The following is a 17,743-nucleotide window of genomic DNA, read 5'->3' as shown; positions in this document are numbered from 1 at the left end:
CTAAGGCAAGTTATCAGCAGTAGCCGTAGCTCATTAGACGCTGGTAACGACGCTCAAGCAGCGTTTCGTTATCAAACTGCTCTAGCTCTTCTAGCTGTTTAACTAACATGTCTTTCATGTTTTGAGCGGTTTGTGCAGGGTCGCGGTGCGCGCCACCTAGAGGCTCAGGAATGATTTCGTCGATAAGCTCAAGCTCTTTAAGACGAGGAGCAATCAGGCCCATCGCTTCAGCTGCTTGTGGTGCTTTATCTGAATCGCGCCATAAGATTGAAGCACAACCTTCTGGAGAGATTACTGAGTACGTAGAGTACTGAAGCATGTTCACGTAGTCACCAACACCAATCGCTAGTGCGCCACCAGAACCGCCTTCACCCACAACGTTACAGATAACAGGAACTGAAAGGCCAGCCATCACTTTTAGGTTTTTAGCGATAGCTTCAGATTGACCACGCTCTTCAGCACCAACACCTGGGTATGCGCCCGCTGTGTCGATGAAAGTAATAATAGGCATGTTGAAACGCTCAGCAGTTTCCATTAGACGTAGCGCCTTACGGTAACCTTCTGGCTTTGGCATACCAAAGTTACGGATCACTTTCTCTTTAGTCTCACGACCTTTCTGGTGACCAATAACCATAACAGGACGGCCATTTAGACGAGCCATACCACCCACAATAGCTTTGTCGTCAGCGTAAGCGCGATCGCCCGCCATCTCTTCAAACTCTGTGAATGCATGCTCCAGGTAATCTTTGGTGTAAGGACGTTGAGGGTGACGAGCAAGTTGAGCTACCTGCCATGCACCTAAGTCACTAAAGATTTTCTGTTTAAGCTCTAAGCTTTTTTTCTCTAGTTGTTCGATTTCTTTGTCTAGATCTACCGCTGTGTCACCACCGTGACGCGAAACGTCACGTAGCGCTTCGATTTTTGCTTCAAGTTCAGCGATAGGCTTTTCAAATTCTAGAAAGTTCAGGCTCATCTATGAATCCTTGTTGATTCAGCTCCGCATTCGCGAAGCTAAATTTTAGTTAAATTCGAGTTCTACTTGGCTATTTCCAAGCAGCTGTTTTAATTCGTCTAGTAATGTATCACTTGGCGTCACGCGCCATTCTGTGCCCAATGTTAACCGCGCTCTAGCGTCGGCACGCTGGTAGTATACATTGACTGGGACCGTTCCGGCTCTATAAGGTTCTAAGATTTGACTAAAGCGTTCAAAAAATTGACCGTTAATTTGGGATTGGTCGATAGATATCGACACCCCACGAGCATATTTCTCACGGGCGCTTCCTAAGTCCATGACCTCGCGCGCGGACATTTTAAGCCCGCCATTGAAATCATCAAAGCTGACCTGTCCGGAAACGACCACAATTTTGTCTTTTTCGAGCAATTCTGCGTAGCGATCGAGCGCATCCGAGAACAACATCACTTCCATTCGGCCCGATCGGTCATCAAGTGTCATCAAACCGATTCGCGTACCGCGCTTAGTCGTCATTACTCTCGCAGCAATCACCAAACCGGCAATTGTTAGTGATTGGTCACGACGCGTTGGCGTGGCATCTTTCAAACGACAGCTGGTGTATTTCGCTAACTCTTTGATGTAAGCGTTAACCGGGTGACCCGTTAAATACAAACCAAGCGTTTCACGTTCACCTTCAAGCCAAACCTTCTCAGGCCATTTAGGCACTTGGGTATACTTGTGTTCAACCTCTTCCGGAGCGTCGGTCAACACGCCAAACATATCAGATTGACCAAAAGACTCGGCATGGTGATGTTGACTCGCTGCCTTCACCGCATCTTTCAAAGATGCCATCATCGCCGCTCGGTGAGGACCTAATCTATCTAAGGCTCCGGATAGAATCAACTTTTCGATAACACGTTTATTAACCTTCTTCAGATCAAGACGTGCACAGAAGTCGAATAAGTCTTTAAAGTAACCACCTTTATTTCGCGCTTCAATAATCGCTTCAATAGGGCCTTCACCGACCCCTTTGATCGCACCGATGCCATAAACAATCGCGCCATCTTCATCCACATTAAAGCGGTACAGACCCGAGTTGATATCTGGTGGTAAAAGCTTGAGCTTCATACGGAAACATTCATCAACAAGGCCAATAACCTTCTCGGTGTTATCCATATCTGCCGTCATTACCGCAGCCATAAATTCCGCTGGGTAGTGCGTTTTCAGCCATAGCGTTTGATAAGAAACCAGTGCATATGCTGCGGAGTGAGATTTGTTAAAGCCGTAGCCCGCAAATTTCTCTACCAAGTCAAAGATCTTCATGGCCAGCTCGCCATCAACACCATTGGCTTCAGCACCCTCTTTAAAGGTACCACGCTGCTTTGCCATCTCTTCTGGCTTTTTCTTACCCATCGCACGACGCAACATATCCGCTCCACCAAGCGTATAGCCAGCAAGGATCTGTGCGATTTGCATTACCTGCTCTTGATACAGGATGATGCCGTACGTAGGTTCTAGCGTCTCTTTCAGCGATTCGTGTTGCCACGTTTCATCAGGGTAAGAAACCGCTTCACGGCCGTGTTTACGGTCGATAAAGTTATCTACCATGCCTGATTGCAGAGGACCCGGACGGAACAGGGCTACCAATGCGATAATATCTTCAAAACAGTCGGGCTGTAGACGTTTGATAAGGTCTTTCATACCACGCGATTCCAGCTGGAATACCGCGGTGGTTTCAGAATTTTGTAATAGGTTAAATGACGCTTGGTCATCAAGAGGAATCGACTCGATACGAACCGGTTCTTTCCCCTCTTTCTTCAAACGTGGATTCACTAGGCCTAACGCCCAGTCGATGATGGTCAGGGTACGCAGCCCCAAGAAGTCGAACTTAACCAAGCCAGCCGTTTCAACGTCATTCTTATCGAACTGCGTTACTGGGAAGTTACCTTCTGCGTCGGCATAGATTGGCGCAAAATCGGTGATCGTGGTGGGTGAGATAACAACACCACCTGCGTGCTTACCGGCATTTCGCGTACAACCTTCAAGGATGCGACACTTATCAATCAGCTCACGAACTTCTTCATCGCCATCGTAAAGCTCTGGCAATGCAGGTTCAGCAAGGAATGCTTTCTCTAGCGTCATACCCGGGTCTGGCGGTACAAGCTTTGAAATTCGATCGACGAAACCAAACGGGTGGCCCAATACACGGCCTACATCGCGGATTACCGCTTTTGCCGCCATGGTACCAAAGGTGATGATCTGAGAAACGGCATCACGACCGTACATTTCAGCCACGTGATCAATAACTTGGTCACGCTTATCCATACAGAAGTCGATATCGAAATCGGGCATGGATACACGTTCTGGGTTCAAGAAACGTTCGAAAAGTAGATCGTATTCAAGTGGATCGAGATCGGTGATATCCAAGGCGTAAGCGACTAGAGAGCCGGCACCAGAACCACGGCCAGGACCTACTGGCACATCGTTGTCTTTTGACCACTGGATGAACTCCATTACGATCAAGAAGTAACCTGGGAAACCCATGTTGTTAACAACTTCGAGCTCAATCTTGAGTCGCTCATCGTATTCCGGTCTGCGCTCAGCACGCACTTTTTCATCTGGGAATAGGAACGCTAGACGTCGCTCAAGGCCTTCTTCAGATTTCTTGATCAAGAAGTCTTCAATCGCCAAACCTTCCGTTGGGAAGTTAGGCAGGAAGTACTCGCCCAGACGAACCGTTACATTACAACGCTTAGCAATCTCAACACTGTTCTCAAGTGCTTCAGGAATGTCTGAGAACAGCTCACACATCTCTTCTTCACTACGTAGATATTGCTGCGCGCTGTAGTTCTTAGGGCGACGAGGATCGACCATAGTGAAACCATCATGGATCGCCACGCGGATTTCGTGAGCATCAAACAGGTCTTCAGTTAGAAAAACCACTTCGTTGGTTGCGACAACAGGCAGGTCTTCCTGTTCAGCAAGCTCTAACGCAAAGTGTAAGTATGACTCTTCATCTGGTCGTCCGGTACGAATCAGTTCCAAGTAAAAACGATCGGCGAAGTACGTTTTGTAAAACTCGACGCTGCTTGCAACCAAGTCACGGTTACCTTTCAGCAACGCCTTACCAATCTCACCTTCTTTGGCGCCCGATAGAATGATCAGGCCTTCTGCATTCTCAATTAGCCACTCTTTATCAATAACAGGCTGATGTTGAACATGACCACGAAGGTAAGCTTTTGAGATGAGTAACGTTAGGTTGTTATAACCTTTATTGTTCGTTGCGATAACGGTGAGCTTGGTCAACTCGTCACCGAATTCTGGAGACTGCATCAAGAAGTCAGCACCAATAATAGGTTTAACCCCACACCCATGGGCAGTACCGTAAAACTTCACTAAACCACACAGGTTGGTAAAGTCGGTCAATGCTAGAGCAGGCATACCCATTTCAGCGACTTTTTTAACTAATGGTGGCACCTTGGATAGGCCATCCACCATCGAAAAGTCACTGTGTACGCGTAGGTGAACAAATTTTGGATCTGACATTATTTTTCCTGAGTTCTAGGTTTGAGCCTAGGATTACAACTGTGTGTATTCTATTTTTTTCTAATACAAGTTAGCAACTTTATTCGATGCTAAGCTCTAGTTAACGTAAAGCTCTAATCTATACCAAGAATACGTTTTACTGGCTTAAAGCTCTTGCGGTAATGCTCGGTTACACCATGTTTTTCAATCGCTTCGAAATGCGCTTTGGTCGGGTAACCTTTATGCTTAGCAAAACCAAACTCTGGATGAAGTTTATCAAGATCTTCCATCTCTTGGTCACGAACGACTTTTGCGATAATAGACGCCGCACTGATTTCAGCCACTCGCAAGTCCCCCTTCACAATCGCAAGACCATCCATCGGCAGTTCTGGGACTCGGTTTCCATCTATCAACGCCATATCAGGTTGAACGCTCAACCCCGCGATAGCTCGCTGCATAGCAACCATCGTCGCTTGCAGAATATTCAACTCATCAATTTCTTGTGGAGAACAACGACCGACAGACCACGCCAAAGCTTTCTCTTTGATTTCAGGAAGTAACGCAAGACGCTTTTTCTCAGACAATTTCTTTGAGTCGTTCAAGCCTTCGATTGGGTTGTTTGGATCAAGGATAACCGCAGCGGTCACCACGTCGCCAACCAAAGGGCCACGCCCTACTTCATCCACGCCAGCAAACAGCTGGTAACCTTGCGGGTATTCAAATGGAGGAAGCTCTTTTTTTTCTTTTACTGCCATAACTAATCTCTTAATGTTCTGTAAATAAGCGCTTTATGCTTCAACAAAAGGTCGGTCAATCAATTTCAATACTGCGTTAGCGGCTTGTTTGTCTGCGTCTTTGCGGATCCAGTGATGCATCTCGGTAAAGCGTTTGATCAAGGCACTGTTATCGGCTGATAGCATTTTATCGACAGACGGGAACAAAAAGTCTGGGTGGCACTCTTCAAGAATATGCTCTTTCACGATCTCTTCACCAGCCAAAATATTCGGCAGTGACACAAACTCAGTGATCGCCAACTTCTTAACAATGTAACCCGTCAGCTTATTTACTTTGTAACCAACCACCATAGGGCGTTTAAGCAACATACATTCAAGAGCCACGGTACCTGAAGCCAAGAGCACAGAATCAGCGGCGGTAATCACGTTGGTTGCCGTATCTTCGACTAACGTGAATTCAAGCTCAGGTGCGGTCGATTGCCAGATTTCAGTAAACTGCTTTTTACGCTGCTCGTTAACGAGCGCAACAACAAAATTGATATCCGGATACTTCTGCTTGATACGTTGGCAAGTTTCGATAAATGGCTGAGCAATCAAACCCATCTCACCACCACGACTACCCGGTAATACGGCTAACCACTGCTTGTCTTGATCAAGACCTAACAGCTCTCGAGCATCTTGTTTACTAGGCTCTAAAGGAATCGCGTCTGCCAACGTGTGACCAACAAACTCACAGGCAACGTTATATTTATCGTAGAACGCTTTTTCGAACGGCAAGAAAGCCAAGACTAAGTCGGTTGCTTTGTCGATTTTAAAGATACGCTTTGGACGCCAAGCCCACACTGAAGGGCTCACGTAATGCACCGTTTTGATACCAGCGTTCTTAAGGTCTAACTCAAGCCTTAGGTTGAAATCGGGCGCGTCGATACCGACAAAGACATCGGGTGGATTTTGAGTGAAATACTTAACCAGCTCTGCTTTTACTTTTAACAAGCGAGGTAAACGGCCAAGCACTTCAACTAAGCCCATAACGGCCAGCTCTTCCATCTCGAAAAGAGACTCACAACCTAGGGCTTTCATTTTCGGCCCGCCAATGCCAACGAACTCTGCATTCGGGTATTGTGATTTGATCGCTTTGATAAAGCCTTCACCAAGCGTATCGCCAGACAGTTCGCCGACAACAATGCCTACGCGCAATGGTTCATTCGAAACGAAGTCCGAGCTATTGGTTGCTGCTTCTTGCTGTGCCATAGTTTTTCAATTCCCTTGTTGCCTAAAACAAAAAAGACCGCCTAACGAGTAGCGATCTTTTTGTTATACCATTCTGATGAAGTAGTTATTGCCATACTCACATTGATTGGTACATAACCATATCGAGTATTAACGAATAATACCGCGCTCAGAGTTCTCTAGCATTTCAAGCATAGGCGCTACCGAAGTAAACTCTTTTGCCATTTCAACTAAAGCCGCTTTCGCTTCTTCAAGTGTTTTACCTGAACGGTATAGCTCTTTGTACGCCTTCTGTAGTGCACGAATTTCAGGTTTTTCAAATCCGTTACGCTTCAAACCTACTAGATTAAGACCGAATGGAGCCGCGTGGTTACCCTGTGCAAGCACGTACGGCAGTACATCTTGAACAACTGCAGAACAACCACCAATGTATGCGTAAGCACCAATTGAGCAGAATGGGTGAATCGCAGAAAGTGCCATAACACCAGCGTAGTCGCCAACCGTTACATGACCGCCAAGAATAGCGTTGTTACCAATGTGAGTGTGGTTACCAACAATAACATCGTGCGCTACGTGAGCATTAACACAAAGTAAGTTGTCATCACCAATCACTGTGGTTGCTTTGTCTTGAACCGTACCACGATGGATTTGAACCGCTTCACGAATTACGTTGCGATCACCGATTACAACTGTTGTGTCTTCGCCGCCGTATTTCTTATCTTGGTTTTCTTCACCGATAACAGCGTGTGGGAAGATACGATTTTCTTTACCAATGGTTGTGTGACCTTTGATCACAACGTGCGACATCACTTCAGTGTCGTCACCAATTGTCACATTACCAGCAATGTAAGTGAAAGGCCCAACCGTCACGTTAGCACCGATAGTTACATCACCTTCGATTACTGCTGCCGGGTGAATTTTCGCTGTTTCATGAATCATATTAAAACTCTCTACGAGCACATTTAAGTTCAGCTGAACATACAACTACGCCGTCAACCTTAGCAACACCATTAAACGATGCGATGCCACGACGTTCTTTTAAGAATTCAACTTCGATAACCAGTTGGTCACCTGGTACTACTGGCTTACGGAATTTAGCTTTATCTACGCTAGCAAAGTAGTACAACTCGTTGCCAGAAGGCGCACCGAAAGATTTGAATGCTAGAAGGCCTGTTGCTTGTGCCATTGCTTCTAAGATCAACACGCCTGGGAATACAGGAAGCTGAGGGAAGTGGCCTGTGAACTGAGGTTCGTTAACAGAAACATTCTTAATTGCGGTCAGTGTTTTTTCTTTTTCAAAGCTAGTCACACGATCAACCATTAAGAATGGGTAGCGATGAGGTAGTAGTTCCTGAATTTCAGTAATGTTCATCGTTGTCTGTTCAGTAGTCAAAGTCGTATTCCTATGTATATTCTTTATTTAATTAGAAGGATTATAAACGAAAAAGACTCGCTGTACGCGAGCCTTTTATTAGAAATGCTGGAATTATGATTCCGCGCTCTTCTCAATAAGTTTTTCAACGGTTTTCAAACGCTTGTTCATTTCATCAATACGATGAACTCGTGTCGCTGTTTTACGCCAGTCTTTATTTGGCTGTAAAGGAATACCCGAAGAGTACATGCCTTTCTCAGTGATGCTGCGCATTACCATCCCCATACCGGTGATTGTAACGCCGTCAACGATTTCAATGTGACCATTAATCACACAACCACCACCAATAATACAGTACTTACCTATCGTCGTGCTGCCTGCAATGATAGTACCACCAGCAAGAGCTGAACCATATCCGATGTGAACATTGTGAGCAATCTGGAGTTGGTTATCTAGGATAACGTTGTCTTCGATGATTGTGTCATCTAATGCGCCGCGGTCGATGGTAGTACACGCGCCAATTTCTACGCGGTTACCAATGCGAACAGAGCCGACTTGCGGGATCTTAACCCATTCGCCTTTCTCGTTCGCATAACCAAAGCCATCAGAGCCAATAACAGTACTTGATTGGATCAGACATGCTTCACCAATCACAACTTCATGGTAAACACTTACGTTAGCCCACAGCTTAGTGCCTGCGCCAATTTTTGCATTTTTACCAATAAAGCAACCAGCACCGATGATCACATCATCACTAAGTACTACACCAGACTCAATCACAGCGTTCGCACCAATAGACACATTTTGTCCAATAGTTGCATCGCTAGAGATTGAAGCAGAATCAGCAATAGCCGCTGCGGGTGCAGGAGTAGTATCAAGCGCTTGAGCAACCTTAGCAAAAGCAACGTAAGGGTCACTAACCACAATAACGTTGGTCTTACACAATTCGCGCTCACTCTCTTTAACCATAATAGCGGACGCTTTACAGTCACCTAGGTGCTTGCTGTACTTCACGTTAGAAAGGAACGTAATGTTACCTTCTTGCGCTTTATCCATAGGAGCGACTGCTGAGACGGTAATCGTACCGTCTCCGTGTAGCTCTCCCCCAGTAATCGTTGCCAATTCGGCTAAAGTCAGGTTCTTCATAAAACTTATTTCAGTGATTTAATTACTTGCTCAGAGATGTTGTATTCAGGCTTACCGTATTGTAGAGCTTGAATATCAACGATCATGTCGTAGCCTTCTTTCTCTGCAACTTTAGTTACAGCATCTTGAATCACTTTGAACAGCTTCTGCTTCTCTTGTGCTTCACGACGTTGACTTGCTTTTTCTAATGCTTGAGCTTTGATTTTGTACTTGCTGTCTAGTTGGCCAACTTCGATACGAAGCTTCTCAACTTCTTCAGGACCTAGTAGCTCGCCATCACGCTTAAGCTTTTCAATCTTGGTTTTCGCTTCAGCTTGAATGCTCTGTAGCTCAGCCGCTTTATCTTTGAACTCTTCCTGCATTTTTTGAAGAACAACTTCACGCTGAGGTAGAGCCTGGAATACTTGTGCAGTGTTTACATAACCCACTTTTTGCGCAGCTTCAGCAGCTGTTGCAAAGAAAGAAGAGCTAAGAACTACAAGGCCTAAACCTGCTGCTTTAATCATATTTTTCAAAATATTGTCCTTTAAATATTAGAAAGTTCTACCAATGGTAAATGTGAAGAACTCTTCATCATCACCTTCGTAAACTTTAATTGGTTTCGCTAGAGAGAAAACCAGTGGGCCCATTGGTGACATCCATTGAAGAGCGGCACCATAAGATGAACGGTAATTTGTTGGGTCAGAGTAATCGTAGTAGTACTGGCTGCCACTATTTGGTGCGCCGCGGTCTACGAACTCTGTGTCCCATACACTTGCCATGTCGAAGAAAACACTGGTTCGAATCTGGCTGCGCGCTTCATCAGAAGCAAACGGCGTTGGTACAATTAACTCTAAGCTTGCTAAGGCAACCGCGTTACCACCCACTGAATCATCAGTAGCGGTATCATAGGTTGGGTTGTTACCTGTGCTGCTTCCGTAAACGGCTTTCGGGCCAGCTGAGTTAGAACCAAAGCCACGTAGGGTTGTAAAACCACCTGCGTAGTAGTTCTCGTAGAATGGGAACAAGTTATCGTTACCATCTGTTTGACCATAACCATTACCATAGCCTAATCGGCCACGCATCAATAGTGTGAACTCATGCTTTTGGGTCAGCGGGATGTAATGTTTTACATCGTACTGCATTTTGAAGTACTGAGCATCAGAGCCTGGTACCGTCATTTTAGCGAAAGCACGTTGGTGGTTACCCTCAGTTGGGAAGAAACCACGGTTCAAATTGTTACGCGTCCATGAAATATTGATATCGAAGTCATCGGTTAAGATGTGCTCGTCACCGTATTGGTCGATACTTCTCGCGAACTGTTCAACTTGGATATAAGTCGGTACGTTACCGATCTTGTTGTGCGTATAGCCCACACCAAACTCGATACGGTTCAGCTCATCCATAGGGAAACCCCATGTTAGGCTGGTACCGTAACTTTGGTTGGTATAGTCGACGATGCCCGCTTCAGAGGCTTCAAATTCGTTGTAGAAGATCTTACCGCCTAAGCTCACACCATCAAGGTTCCAGTATGGGTCACGGTAGTCTAAGCTCACGTTCTTTTGGTAATCATTCATCATGGCACTTACGCCAACACGGTTACCTGAACCTGCAAAGTTATCTTGTTGCAAACCAACTTGGAAACTAACACCTGATTCAGTACCGTAGCCGACACCAAAGTTGATACTGCCTGAGTTCGCTTCCTTAACGTTGTAAACCAAATCAACTTGGTCTTCACTGCCAGGAACACGCACTGTTTGTACATCAACCGTTTCAAAGAAACCTAAACGGTTAAGACGGCTCTTACCGGTATCAATGGACTTAGAGTTAAGCCAGCTGCCTTCCATTTGACGCATTTCACGACGCAGTACTTCGTCTTTCGTTGAGTTGTTACCCGTGAATCGAATATCACGAACATAGATACGGCTGCCCGCTTCTACATTGATAACCAACGACACTTCTTTGGTCTCATCGTCAAATTCAGGAATCGTGCGAACTTGTGGGTACGCGTAGCCAGATTCACCAAGAATTCGTTTTACGTTCTCTTCCAAAGACGTTACCGAAGAACCGTTGTACGTATCGCCGTCTTCGAATGGCACTAACGCTTCGAAGTCAGCCTCACGACCGATTAATTCACCACGGAAAGAGACATCTTTAACGGTGTAGGCTTCGCCTTCATCGAGGCCAAGCGTGATGTAAACACCTTTTTTGTCTGGAGAGATCGCCACCTGCGTAGAGTCAACCTTAAACTTAAGGTAACCACGGTCAAGGTAGTAAGATTTCAGCGCTTCGATATCACCGGCTAATACTTGCTTTTGGTATTTTTCATCCGCAAGGAAATTCCACCATGCAACATCAACATTCAGATTGAAACGACTAAGCAGTTCAGAGTCAGAGAAGACTTCATTACCGATAAAGTTGATTTGCTGAATCTTAGCGGATACGCCCTCAGTAAACACAAACTTAAGGTCAGAACGGTTACGTGGCAGAGGTGTCACAACCGCTTTTACTGTCGCGTTGTACTTACCAACACTGTAGTAAAAATCTTCAAGGCCTTTTTCAATGTTACTCAGCGTAGTACGGTCAAGGGCTTCACCTTCACGAACACCAGACGCATCTAGGTTCTGCTGAAGCTGTTCTTCTTTAATCGCTTTATTACCAGAGAATGAGATGCTTGCGATGGTCGGTCGTTCTTGAACTTGAACAATCAATACACCTTCATCACGAAGTACTTTAACGTCCTCAAAGTTGCCCGAAGCATACAATGCACGAATGATCTCAGACACATCGCTTTCATCTACTTCATCGCCAATACGTACTGGCATTTTCAGTAGAGCTGCACCAAGTGCAACACGCTGTAAACCTTCGATCTTGATATCTTGAACTACAAAGTTTTGTGCTCCGTTCGCAGCCACACTAGTGGCCAATAGACTTGCGAACAGAATTTGCTTAATCGCCATACTTATTCTAATTATTCCTTGCTACTACCAATGCCTGTGAGAAACCATTCACAGACGAGTAAAATCGTTAAATATTGCCAGAGCCATCAATGAGAAGAGGATTGCCCCTCCCACTCTGTATCCCATTTCCTGAACTTTCTCAGGTACCGGTTTACGAGTAACGGCCTCAATAGCGAAAAACAGCAAATGTCCGCCATCAAGCATAGGCAGCGGAACCAAATTAATAATCCCTAAGTTAACACTAATCAGAGCCAAAAAGCCCAAGAAGTAAACCAGACCATAATCGGCGGTTGTACCTGCACCTTTAGCGATTGAAATAGGGCCACTCAAGTTGTTTAAGCCAACATCACCAACGATGAGCTTCTTAAGCATTGTCAGTGTCAATCCAATGATTTGACCTGTTTTATCAAATGCTTTTCCTACAGACTCAATTACACCAAATTGTAACTCAAAGCGATAATCTTCTGGCCATTCTGCGACTTCCGGAGCAATACCTGCATAGCCGATTGTCGAACCATCAGAAAGCTCGCGGCTTTTTGGTGTCATAACCAATGACTGCTCGGCACCATTTCGCAATACGACCAAGTCCAATGATGTCATTGGATTAGCACGAATTAACTCAACAACCGACTGCCACTGTTCAATAGGTTGCCCGTTAATCTCAACAATTTTATCGCCAGCTTCAAGACCTGCATCGTATGCAGCGCCATCATCAATGATTTGAGCCAGTACGGTCGATATCTCTGGAGAATACGGTCTAAAGCCCAGCGTTGTCATTGCAGATTCAGTTTCTGGGTTGAACGACCAGTCTGAAATATCCAATGTCATTTGTTGCTCAAAGCCGATGTCGTCTTGAGAAGCAACCGTCACTGTCATGGATTGATCACCAATGTGCGATATCAACCCCATATTGACTGATTCCCAATCTGCGGTTTTGATTCCTGAAATAGATTTAAGTTCCATTCCAGTTTCAATTCCGGCTTGTGCAGCAATAGATTGTGGAGTGACTTCACCAATCACGGGCTTAACCGCGGGTACGCCAATCAAAAATACTAACCAATACGCGAACACCGCAAAGATAAAGTTGAATGCAGGGCCTGCACCGACTATCGCCGTTCGTTTCCAAAGCGGCTTCTTGTCGAAAGCGTATTGCTGTTGATCTTCAGAAAGATCGTCAACACGACCATCGAGCATCTTAACGTAGCCGCCCAGTGGAATCACTGACAAGCTGTATTCAGTACCATCACGGCCCACTTTACTCCAGATTGATTTACCAAAACCAATCGAGAATTTTTCAACTTTCACACCACAACGACGAGCGACCCAGAAGTGTCCAAACTCATGAACAGCAACCAGAATGCCAAGCGCTACGATAAAAGATGCGAAGTTCCACAGAATTCCACTCATGCTAGCTGCTCTTTAATAAATTGAATGGCTATTTGACGAGACATATTATCGAGCTCGAGAAGGCTTTCCAAGCTATCTAAACCCTCAGAGTTATGTTGTTCACATACTTTGCTCATAACGTGTTCGTTAATGACAGCAATATCGGTAAACTTCACCTGATTGTTCAAGAAAGCATCGACCGCGATCTCGTTTGCTGCATTAATGGCTGTTGTCGCATGCTGACCTAAGTAGCACGCTTCAATCGCTAACCTCAAACACGGGTAACGACTGAAATCTGGTTCTAAGAAGGTAAGCTCACCCACTTTAGTAAAGTCTAAAGGCTTAACGCCAGCCTCTGTACGCTCAGGGTAAGACATCGTCAAAGCGATTGGCGTTGCCATATCTGGTTCGCCCATTTGAGCAAGCACAGAGCCATCCTTGTACTGAACCATCGAGTGAATCACAGACTGCGGGTGAATGATGACCTTTAACTGCTCCTGAGAAGCATTAAATAGCCATTTCGCTTCAATGTACTCTAGCCCTTTATTCATCATAGTCGCAGAATCGACAGAGATCTTAGGCCCCATAGACCAGTTAGGGTGTGCAATTGCGCGTTCAGGAGTCACTGATTCGAGTTCAGCCACATCGGTATAACGGAAAGGACCACCAGAACCAGTCAGAAGAATATGGTTAATGCCGTTTTCTTCAAGGTTACAGCGGCCTAGGTTAGTTTGTACGTTCTGCGGAAGGCATTGGAAAATAGCATTATGCTCGCTATCGACAGGAAGCAGCTCTGCACCGTATTTTTCCACGGCGTCGATAAACAACTGCCCAGACATCACCAAAGCTTCTTTGTTTGCAAGCAAGATACGCTTGCCCGCTTTAACCGCAGACATAGTAGGAAGTAAACCAGCGGCACCAACAATCGCGGCCATTACCGTGTCCACTTCCTCTAGAGAAGCAACCTGACACATGCCTTCAGTGCCTGAAAGTACTTTTACGTTAGGGTAACTCACGGACAACACTTCAGTCAGTTGAGACGCTGCATCAGAGCAAGCCATAGCAACATAGCTTGGTTGCCACTTTTCAACTAACGCCAGCATCTTTTCAACATTCGAGCCTGCAGCCAGTGCAACCACTGAATAGAGATCTGGGTTTTGCTCAACGACTTTTAGTGTACTTGCACCAATTGAGCCGGTAGCGCCAAGGATAGTTAGATTTCGCATCACATATGACCGTAGAAATGTAATAAAGGGCAGAATCACTGCCCTTTTTTATTAGAATGCTAAATAAAGCAGAGCAAAGACAGGGAATGCAGCCGTTAAGCTATCTATTCTATCTAGTATACCACCATGACCAGGAATCAGATTACTGCTGTCTTTCACCCCAGAAACACGCTTAAACATGCTTTCAACAAGGTCACCTAGAACAGAAATAACAACGGTCACAAGGGTAATAACAATCATGTGAAGTGGGCTTGTGAATTGGATGTCAAACAAGTCAGCAAAGATCCAAGCCACGATCACCGCAGTAATAATGCCACCGATAAGACCTTCAATCGTCTTATTAGGGCTTACCGCTGGTGCCATTTTACGCTTACCAAAACTCTTTCCTGAAAAGTATGCGCCGCTATCTGCAGCCCAAACAAGCAAGCAAACAAACATCACCAGTTTAGCACCGTGGTAAGGATCAGCATCGATACCGTTAGCACGCAGGATAACCACACTCCAGAAGAATGGCAGCAGAGTCAGCACACCAAAGGCGTGACGAAGAAGAGAAGAGTCTTTCCATGCAGGCATAGACTTAGGATAAGTCACCGCCATGCCACTCGCGATTACCCACCAAATCGAGCCAATCGTTAGAATGGCGTAGTGAGCAGTAGACAAGTTATTAAGGCTAAATGCATCAAAAGGGATAAAAGAAAAACTTGCAGCACTAACCACAACCGTTGGAATCAACGCTAAATAACGCGATTTGCTTTCCACAAACTGAGTCCACTCCCAAAAACCCAATAGCGAGATTACCGCTAGTGAAAGAATAAATGTAGGAAGTGATAACTCGAAAATACCTAGAATAACTAGGGGAGCCAAAATCAACGCCGTAATAATTCGTTGTTTCAAACCAAAAAATCCTTATTAACTGTCCATCAAAGCTTTAATTTGCTCACCGGTGCATCCAAAACGACGCTCACGGTTAACAAACCAAGTCACAGCTTCTACTAAGCTGTCTTCATTAAAGTCTGGCCAGAATTGTTCAGTGAAATACATTTCGGCGTAAGCCAACTGCCAAAGCATAAAATTACTAATGCGGCATTCGCCACTGGTACGGATAAGTAGATCAACCTCAGGAATATCTGCCATCGTCAGGTGCTGTGTAATCATAGCTTCATCAATGTCATCTACATTAATATCGCCAGACTTTACCTGTTGAGCAATAGAGGTCATTGCTTGCTGAATATCCCACTTACCGCCGTAGTTAGCTGCAATATTAATAACCATACCAGTATTAGTGCTAGTCAAAGCTTCCGCTTCTTCTATCTTCTTTTGTAGTCGATCATTGAAACGACTTTTATCACCAATAACACGAAGTTGTAGATTATTTTTATGAAGCTTTTTAACTTCACTCGACAGCACTGAAATAAACAGTTCCATCAAGATACCGACTTCTTCTTCAGGACGACGCCAGTTCTCGCTACTAAACGCAAAAAGAGTAACGGCTTTAATGCCAAGTCTGGCTGCAGAAGAGATAGTTTTACGAACGGCTTGAACACCGTTTTTATGGCCAAAGACGCGAGGCTTGCCCTTAGCTTTTGCCCAGCGACCATTACCATCCATAATGATAGCAATGTGTTTAGGAAGAGAGTCTGTGAACGCTTGAGAATTATGCATAAAAGAGTGAATCAAATTCTAATAGTCGAACAGAGTAGCATAAAAAAACGCTGCACCGTGAGTACAGCGTTTTTCCGGAAAGAAAAGAATATGGAAAATTAAACTTCCATCAACTCTTTTTCTTTAACAGCTAGAACTTCGTCTACGTTCTTAACCGCAGCGTCAGTTAGCTTTTGAATTTCGTCTTGTGCTTTACGATCTTCATCTTCAGAGATTTCTTTATCTTTAAGAAGTGCTTTTAGATCGCCATTCGCGTCACGACGGATGTTACGGATAGCAACACGGCCACCTTCAGCTTCGCCACGAACGATTTTAACTAGGTCTTTACGACGCTCTTCCGTTAGCGGTGGAAGTGGAACACGGATAACTGTACCCGCAGACATAGGGTTTAGGCCTAGGTCAGATGTCAGGATTGCTTTTTCAACTAGAGGAGTCAGTGTTTTATCAAACACTGTAATAGCTAGTGTACGTGCATCTTCAGCGATAACGTTAGCTACTTGAGTCAAAGGCGTTGGAGCACCGTAGTACTCAACAGTAAGACCAGAAAGTAGGCTCGGGTGCGCACGGCCTGTACGAATCTTTTGCAGGCTGTTTTTTAGTGCATCAACACTTTTTACCATGCGCTCTTGAGCGTCTTTTTTGATTTCGTTAATCACAATTTCACCTTGATTATGTTCTTTCTTCAAGAAAGCTTTTTATTTGGAGTGATAAGGATAAGCTTACCAAGGTACAACACCTCAGTAAGCCCGAAAAATTAGTCAGCGTCGCTGATTAATGTACCTTCAGTTTCACCCATAACCACGCGACGTAGTGCGCCTGGTTTATTCATGTTAAATACACGGATTGGCATTTTGTGATCACGTGCTAGCGTAAATGCAGCCAAGTCCATTACTTTAAGTTCTTTATCAAGAACCGTGTTGTAAGACAACGTATCATACAACTCTGCGTCTGGGTTTGCTACAGGGTCAGAAGTAAATACACCATCTACTTTTGTCGCTTTTAGAACTACGTCAGCTTCGATTTCGATACCACGTAGACATGCAGCAGAATCCGTAGTGAAGAATGGGTTACCCGTACCAGCAGAGAAGATCACAACGCGACCTTGACGTAGTTGGCTGATTGCATCTGCCCAGTTGTAGTCGTCACACACACCTTTAAGAGGGATTGCAGACATTACACGTGCGTTTACGTAAGCACGGTGAAGAGCGTCACGCATTGCAAGGCCGTTCATTACCGTTGCAAGCATACCCATGTGGTCACCAACAACGCGGTTCATGCCAGCTTCAGCAAGACCAGCACCACGGAACAAGTTACCGCCACCGATAACAACACCAACTTGAACGCCTAGTTCAACCAATTCTTTTACTTCTTGAGCCATACGATCAAGGATCGTTGGGTCAATACCAAAACCTTCTTCGCCTTGTAGCGCTTCACCGCTAAGTTTTAACAGAATACGTTGATACACTGGTTTAGGGTTCGTAGTCATGGAGTTTACCTTCCAAAGAGTTGATGATTAACAGTCATGGATAAAAACTGAAGAGCTCAGTTTGCATTCATAACAGCTAAAAGTC

At 45.0% G+C, this 17,743-nt stretch carries 15 protein-coding genes; all 15 read right to left on the bottom strand.

Annotated features, from left to right (window positions below):
• Positions 1–13: 13 nt before the first annotated feature.
• The 15 genes from accA to pyrH all read right to left on the bottom strand — a co-directional run bounded on the left by accA (position 14) and on the right by pyrH (position 17,658).
• Positions 14–973 carry an acetyl-CoA carboxylase carboxyl transferase subunit alpha gene (accA, locus tag AB4323_RS02810; RefSeq protein WP_017060731.1) on the bottom strand — a complete coding sequence of 320 codons (960 nt, stop codon included), beginning with the start codon at positions 971–973 and terminating at the stop codon, positions 14–16.
• Positions 974–1,018: 45 nt separating this feature from the next.
• On the bottom strand, positions 1,019–4,498 hold the full coding sequence (gene dnaE / locus AB4323_RS02805; protein ID WP_050649624.1) for a DNA polymerase III subunit alpha: 3,480 nt from the start codon (positions 4,496–4,498) through the stop codon (positions 1,019–1,021).
• Positions 4,499–4,611: 113 nt separating this feature from the next.
• Complete coding sequence (gene rnhB, locus AB4323_RS02800) at positions 4,612–5,232, bottom strand: ribonuclease HII (protein WP_017063371.1); 621 nt, start codon at positions 5,230–5,232, stop codon at positions 4,612–4,614.
• Positions 5,233–5,265: 33 nt separating this feature from the next.
• Positions 5,266–6,462, bottom strand: coding sequence for a lipid-A-disaccharide synthase (gene lpxB / locus AB4323_RS02795; RefSeq protein ID WP_017066406.1), 1,197 nt, complete (start codon positions 6,460–6,462; stop codon positions 5,266–5,268).
• 129 nt (positions 6,463–6,591) lie between these two features.
• Entirely contained in the window at positions 6,592–7,380 is a 789-nt protein-coding gene (gene lpxA / locus AB4323_RS02790; protein ID WP_050644950.1) for an acyl-ACP--UDP-N-acetylglucosamine O-acyltransferase, read from the bottom strand.
• Between the two features lies 1 nt (position 7,381).
• Complete coding sequence (gene fabZ, locus AB4323_RS02785) at positions 7,382–7,834, bottom strand: 3-hydroxyacyl-ACP dehydratase FabZ (RefSeq protein ID WP_009847408.1); 453 nt, start codon at positions 7,832–7,834, stop codon at positions 7,382–7,384.
• Between the two features lie 93 nt (positions 7,835–7,927).
• Positions 7,928–8,959, bottom strand: a complete 1,032-nt coding sequence (gene lpxD / locus AB4323_RS02780; protein ID WP_017066404.1) for a UDP-3-O-(3-hydroxymyristoyl)glucosamine N-acyltransferase — start codon at positions 8,957–8,959, stop codon at positions 7,928–7,930.
• A 5-nt stretch (positions 8,960–8,964) separates the two neighbouring features.
• Positions 8,965–9,465, bottom strand: coding sequence for an OmpH family outer membrane protein (locus tag AB4323_RS02775; protein WP_017063367.1), 501 nt, complete (start codon positions 9,463–9,465; stop codon positions 8,965–8,967).
• 27 nt (positions 9,466–9,492) lie between these two features.
• Positions 9,493–11,898 carry an outer membrane protein assembly factor BamA gene (gene bamA, locus AB4323_RS02770; RefSeq protein ID WP_372151558.1) on the bottom strand — a complete coding sequence of 802 codons (2,406 nt, stop codon included), beginning with the start codon at positions 11,896–11,898 and terminating at the stop codon, positions 9,493–9,495.
• 48 nt (positions 11,899–11,946) lie between these two features.
• Positions 11,947–13,305: a sigma E protease regulator RseP gene (gene rseP / locus AB4323_RS02765; protein WP_017060736.1), complete on the bottom strand. Its 1,359-nt coding sequence runs from the start codon at positions 13,303–13,305 to the stop codon at positions 11,947–11,949.
• Entirely contained in the window at positions 13,302–14,510 is a 1,209-nt protein-coding gene (gene ispC / locus AB4323_RS02760) for a 1-deoxy-D-xylulose-5-phosphate reductoisomerase (RefSeq protein WP_372151556.1), read from the bottom strand. The genes rseP and ispC overlap by 4 nt, the downstream gene beginning before the upstream one ends.
• A 51-nt stretch (positions 14,511–14,561) precedes the next feature.
• Positions 14,562–15,404 carry a phosphatidate cytidylyltransferase gene (locus AB4323_RS02755; RefSeq protein ID WP_017060738.1) on the bottom strand — a complete coding sequence of 281 codons (843 nt, stop codon included), beginning with the start codon at positions 15,402–15,404 and terminating at the stop codon, positions 14,562–14,564.
• A 15-nt stretch (positions 15,405–15,419) separates the two neighbouring features.
• Positions 15,420–16,172: an isoprenyl transferase gene (locus AB4323_RS02750; protein WP_017060739.1), complete on the bottom strand. Its 753-nt coding sequence runs from the start codon at positions 16,170–16,172 to the stop codon at positions 15,420–15,422.
• A gap of 98 nt (positions 16,173–16,270) precedes the next feature.
• Complete coding sequence (frr, locus tag AB4323_RS02745; RefSeq protein WP_017060741.1) at positions 16,271–16,828, bottom strand: ribosome recycling factor; 558 nt, start codon at positions 16,826–16,828, stop codon at positions 16,271–16,273.
• Positions 16,829–16,926: 98 nt separating this feature from the next.
• On the bottom strand, positions 16,927–17,658 hold the full coding sequence (gene pyrH / locus AB4323_RS02740) for a UMP kinase (protein ID WP_017060742.1): 732 nt from the start codon (positions 17,656–17,658) through the stop codon (positions 16,927–16,929).
• Positions 17,659–17,743: the final 85 nt, after the last annotated feature.

Source organism: Vibrio sp. 10N.261.52.C11 (assembly GCF_041471405.1).
GTDB lineage: Bacteria > Pseudomonadota > Gammaproteobacteria > Enterobacterales > Vibrionaceae > Vibrio > Vibrio crassostreae_C.
The sequence above is the reverse complement of the archived record's forward strand: the minus strand, read 5'-3'. Positions and strand labels throughout refer to the sequence as shown.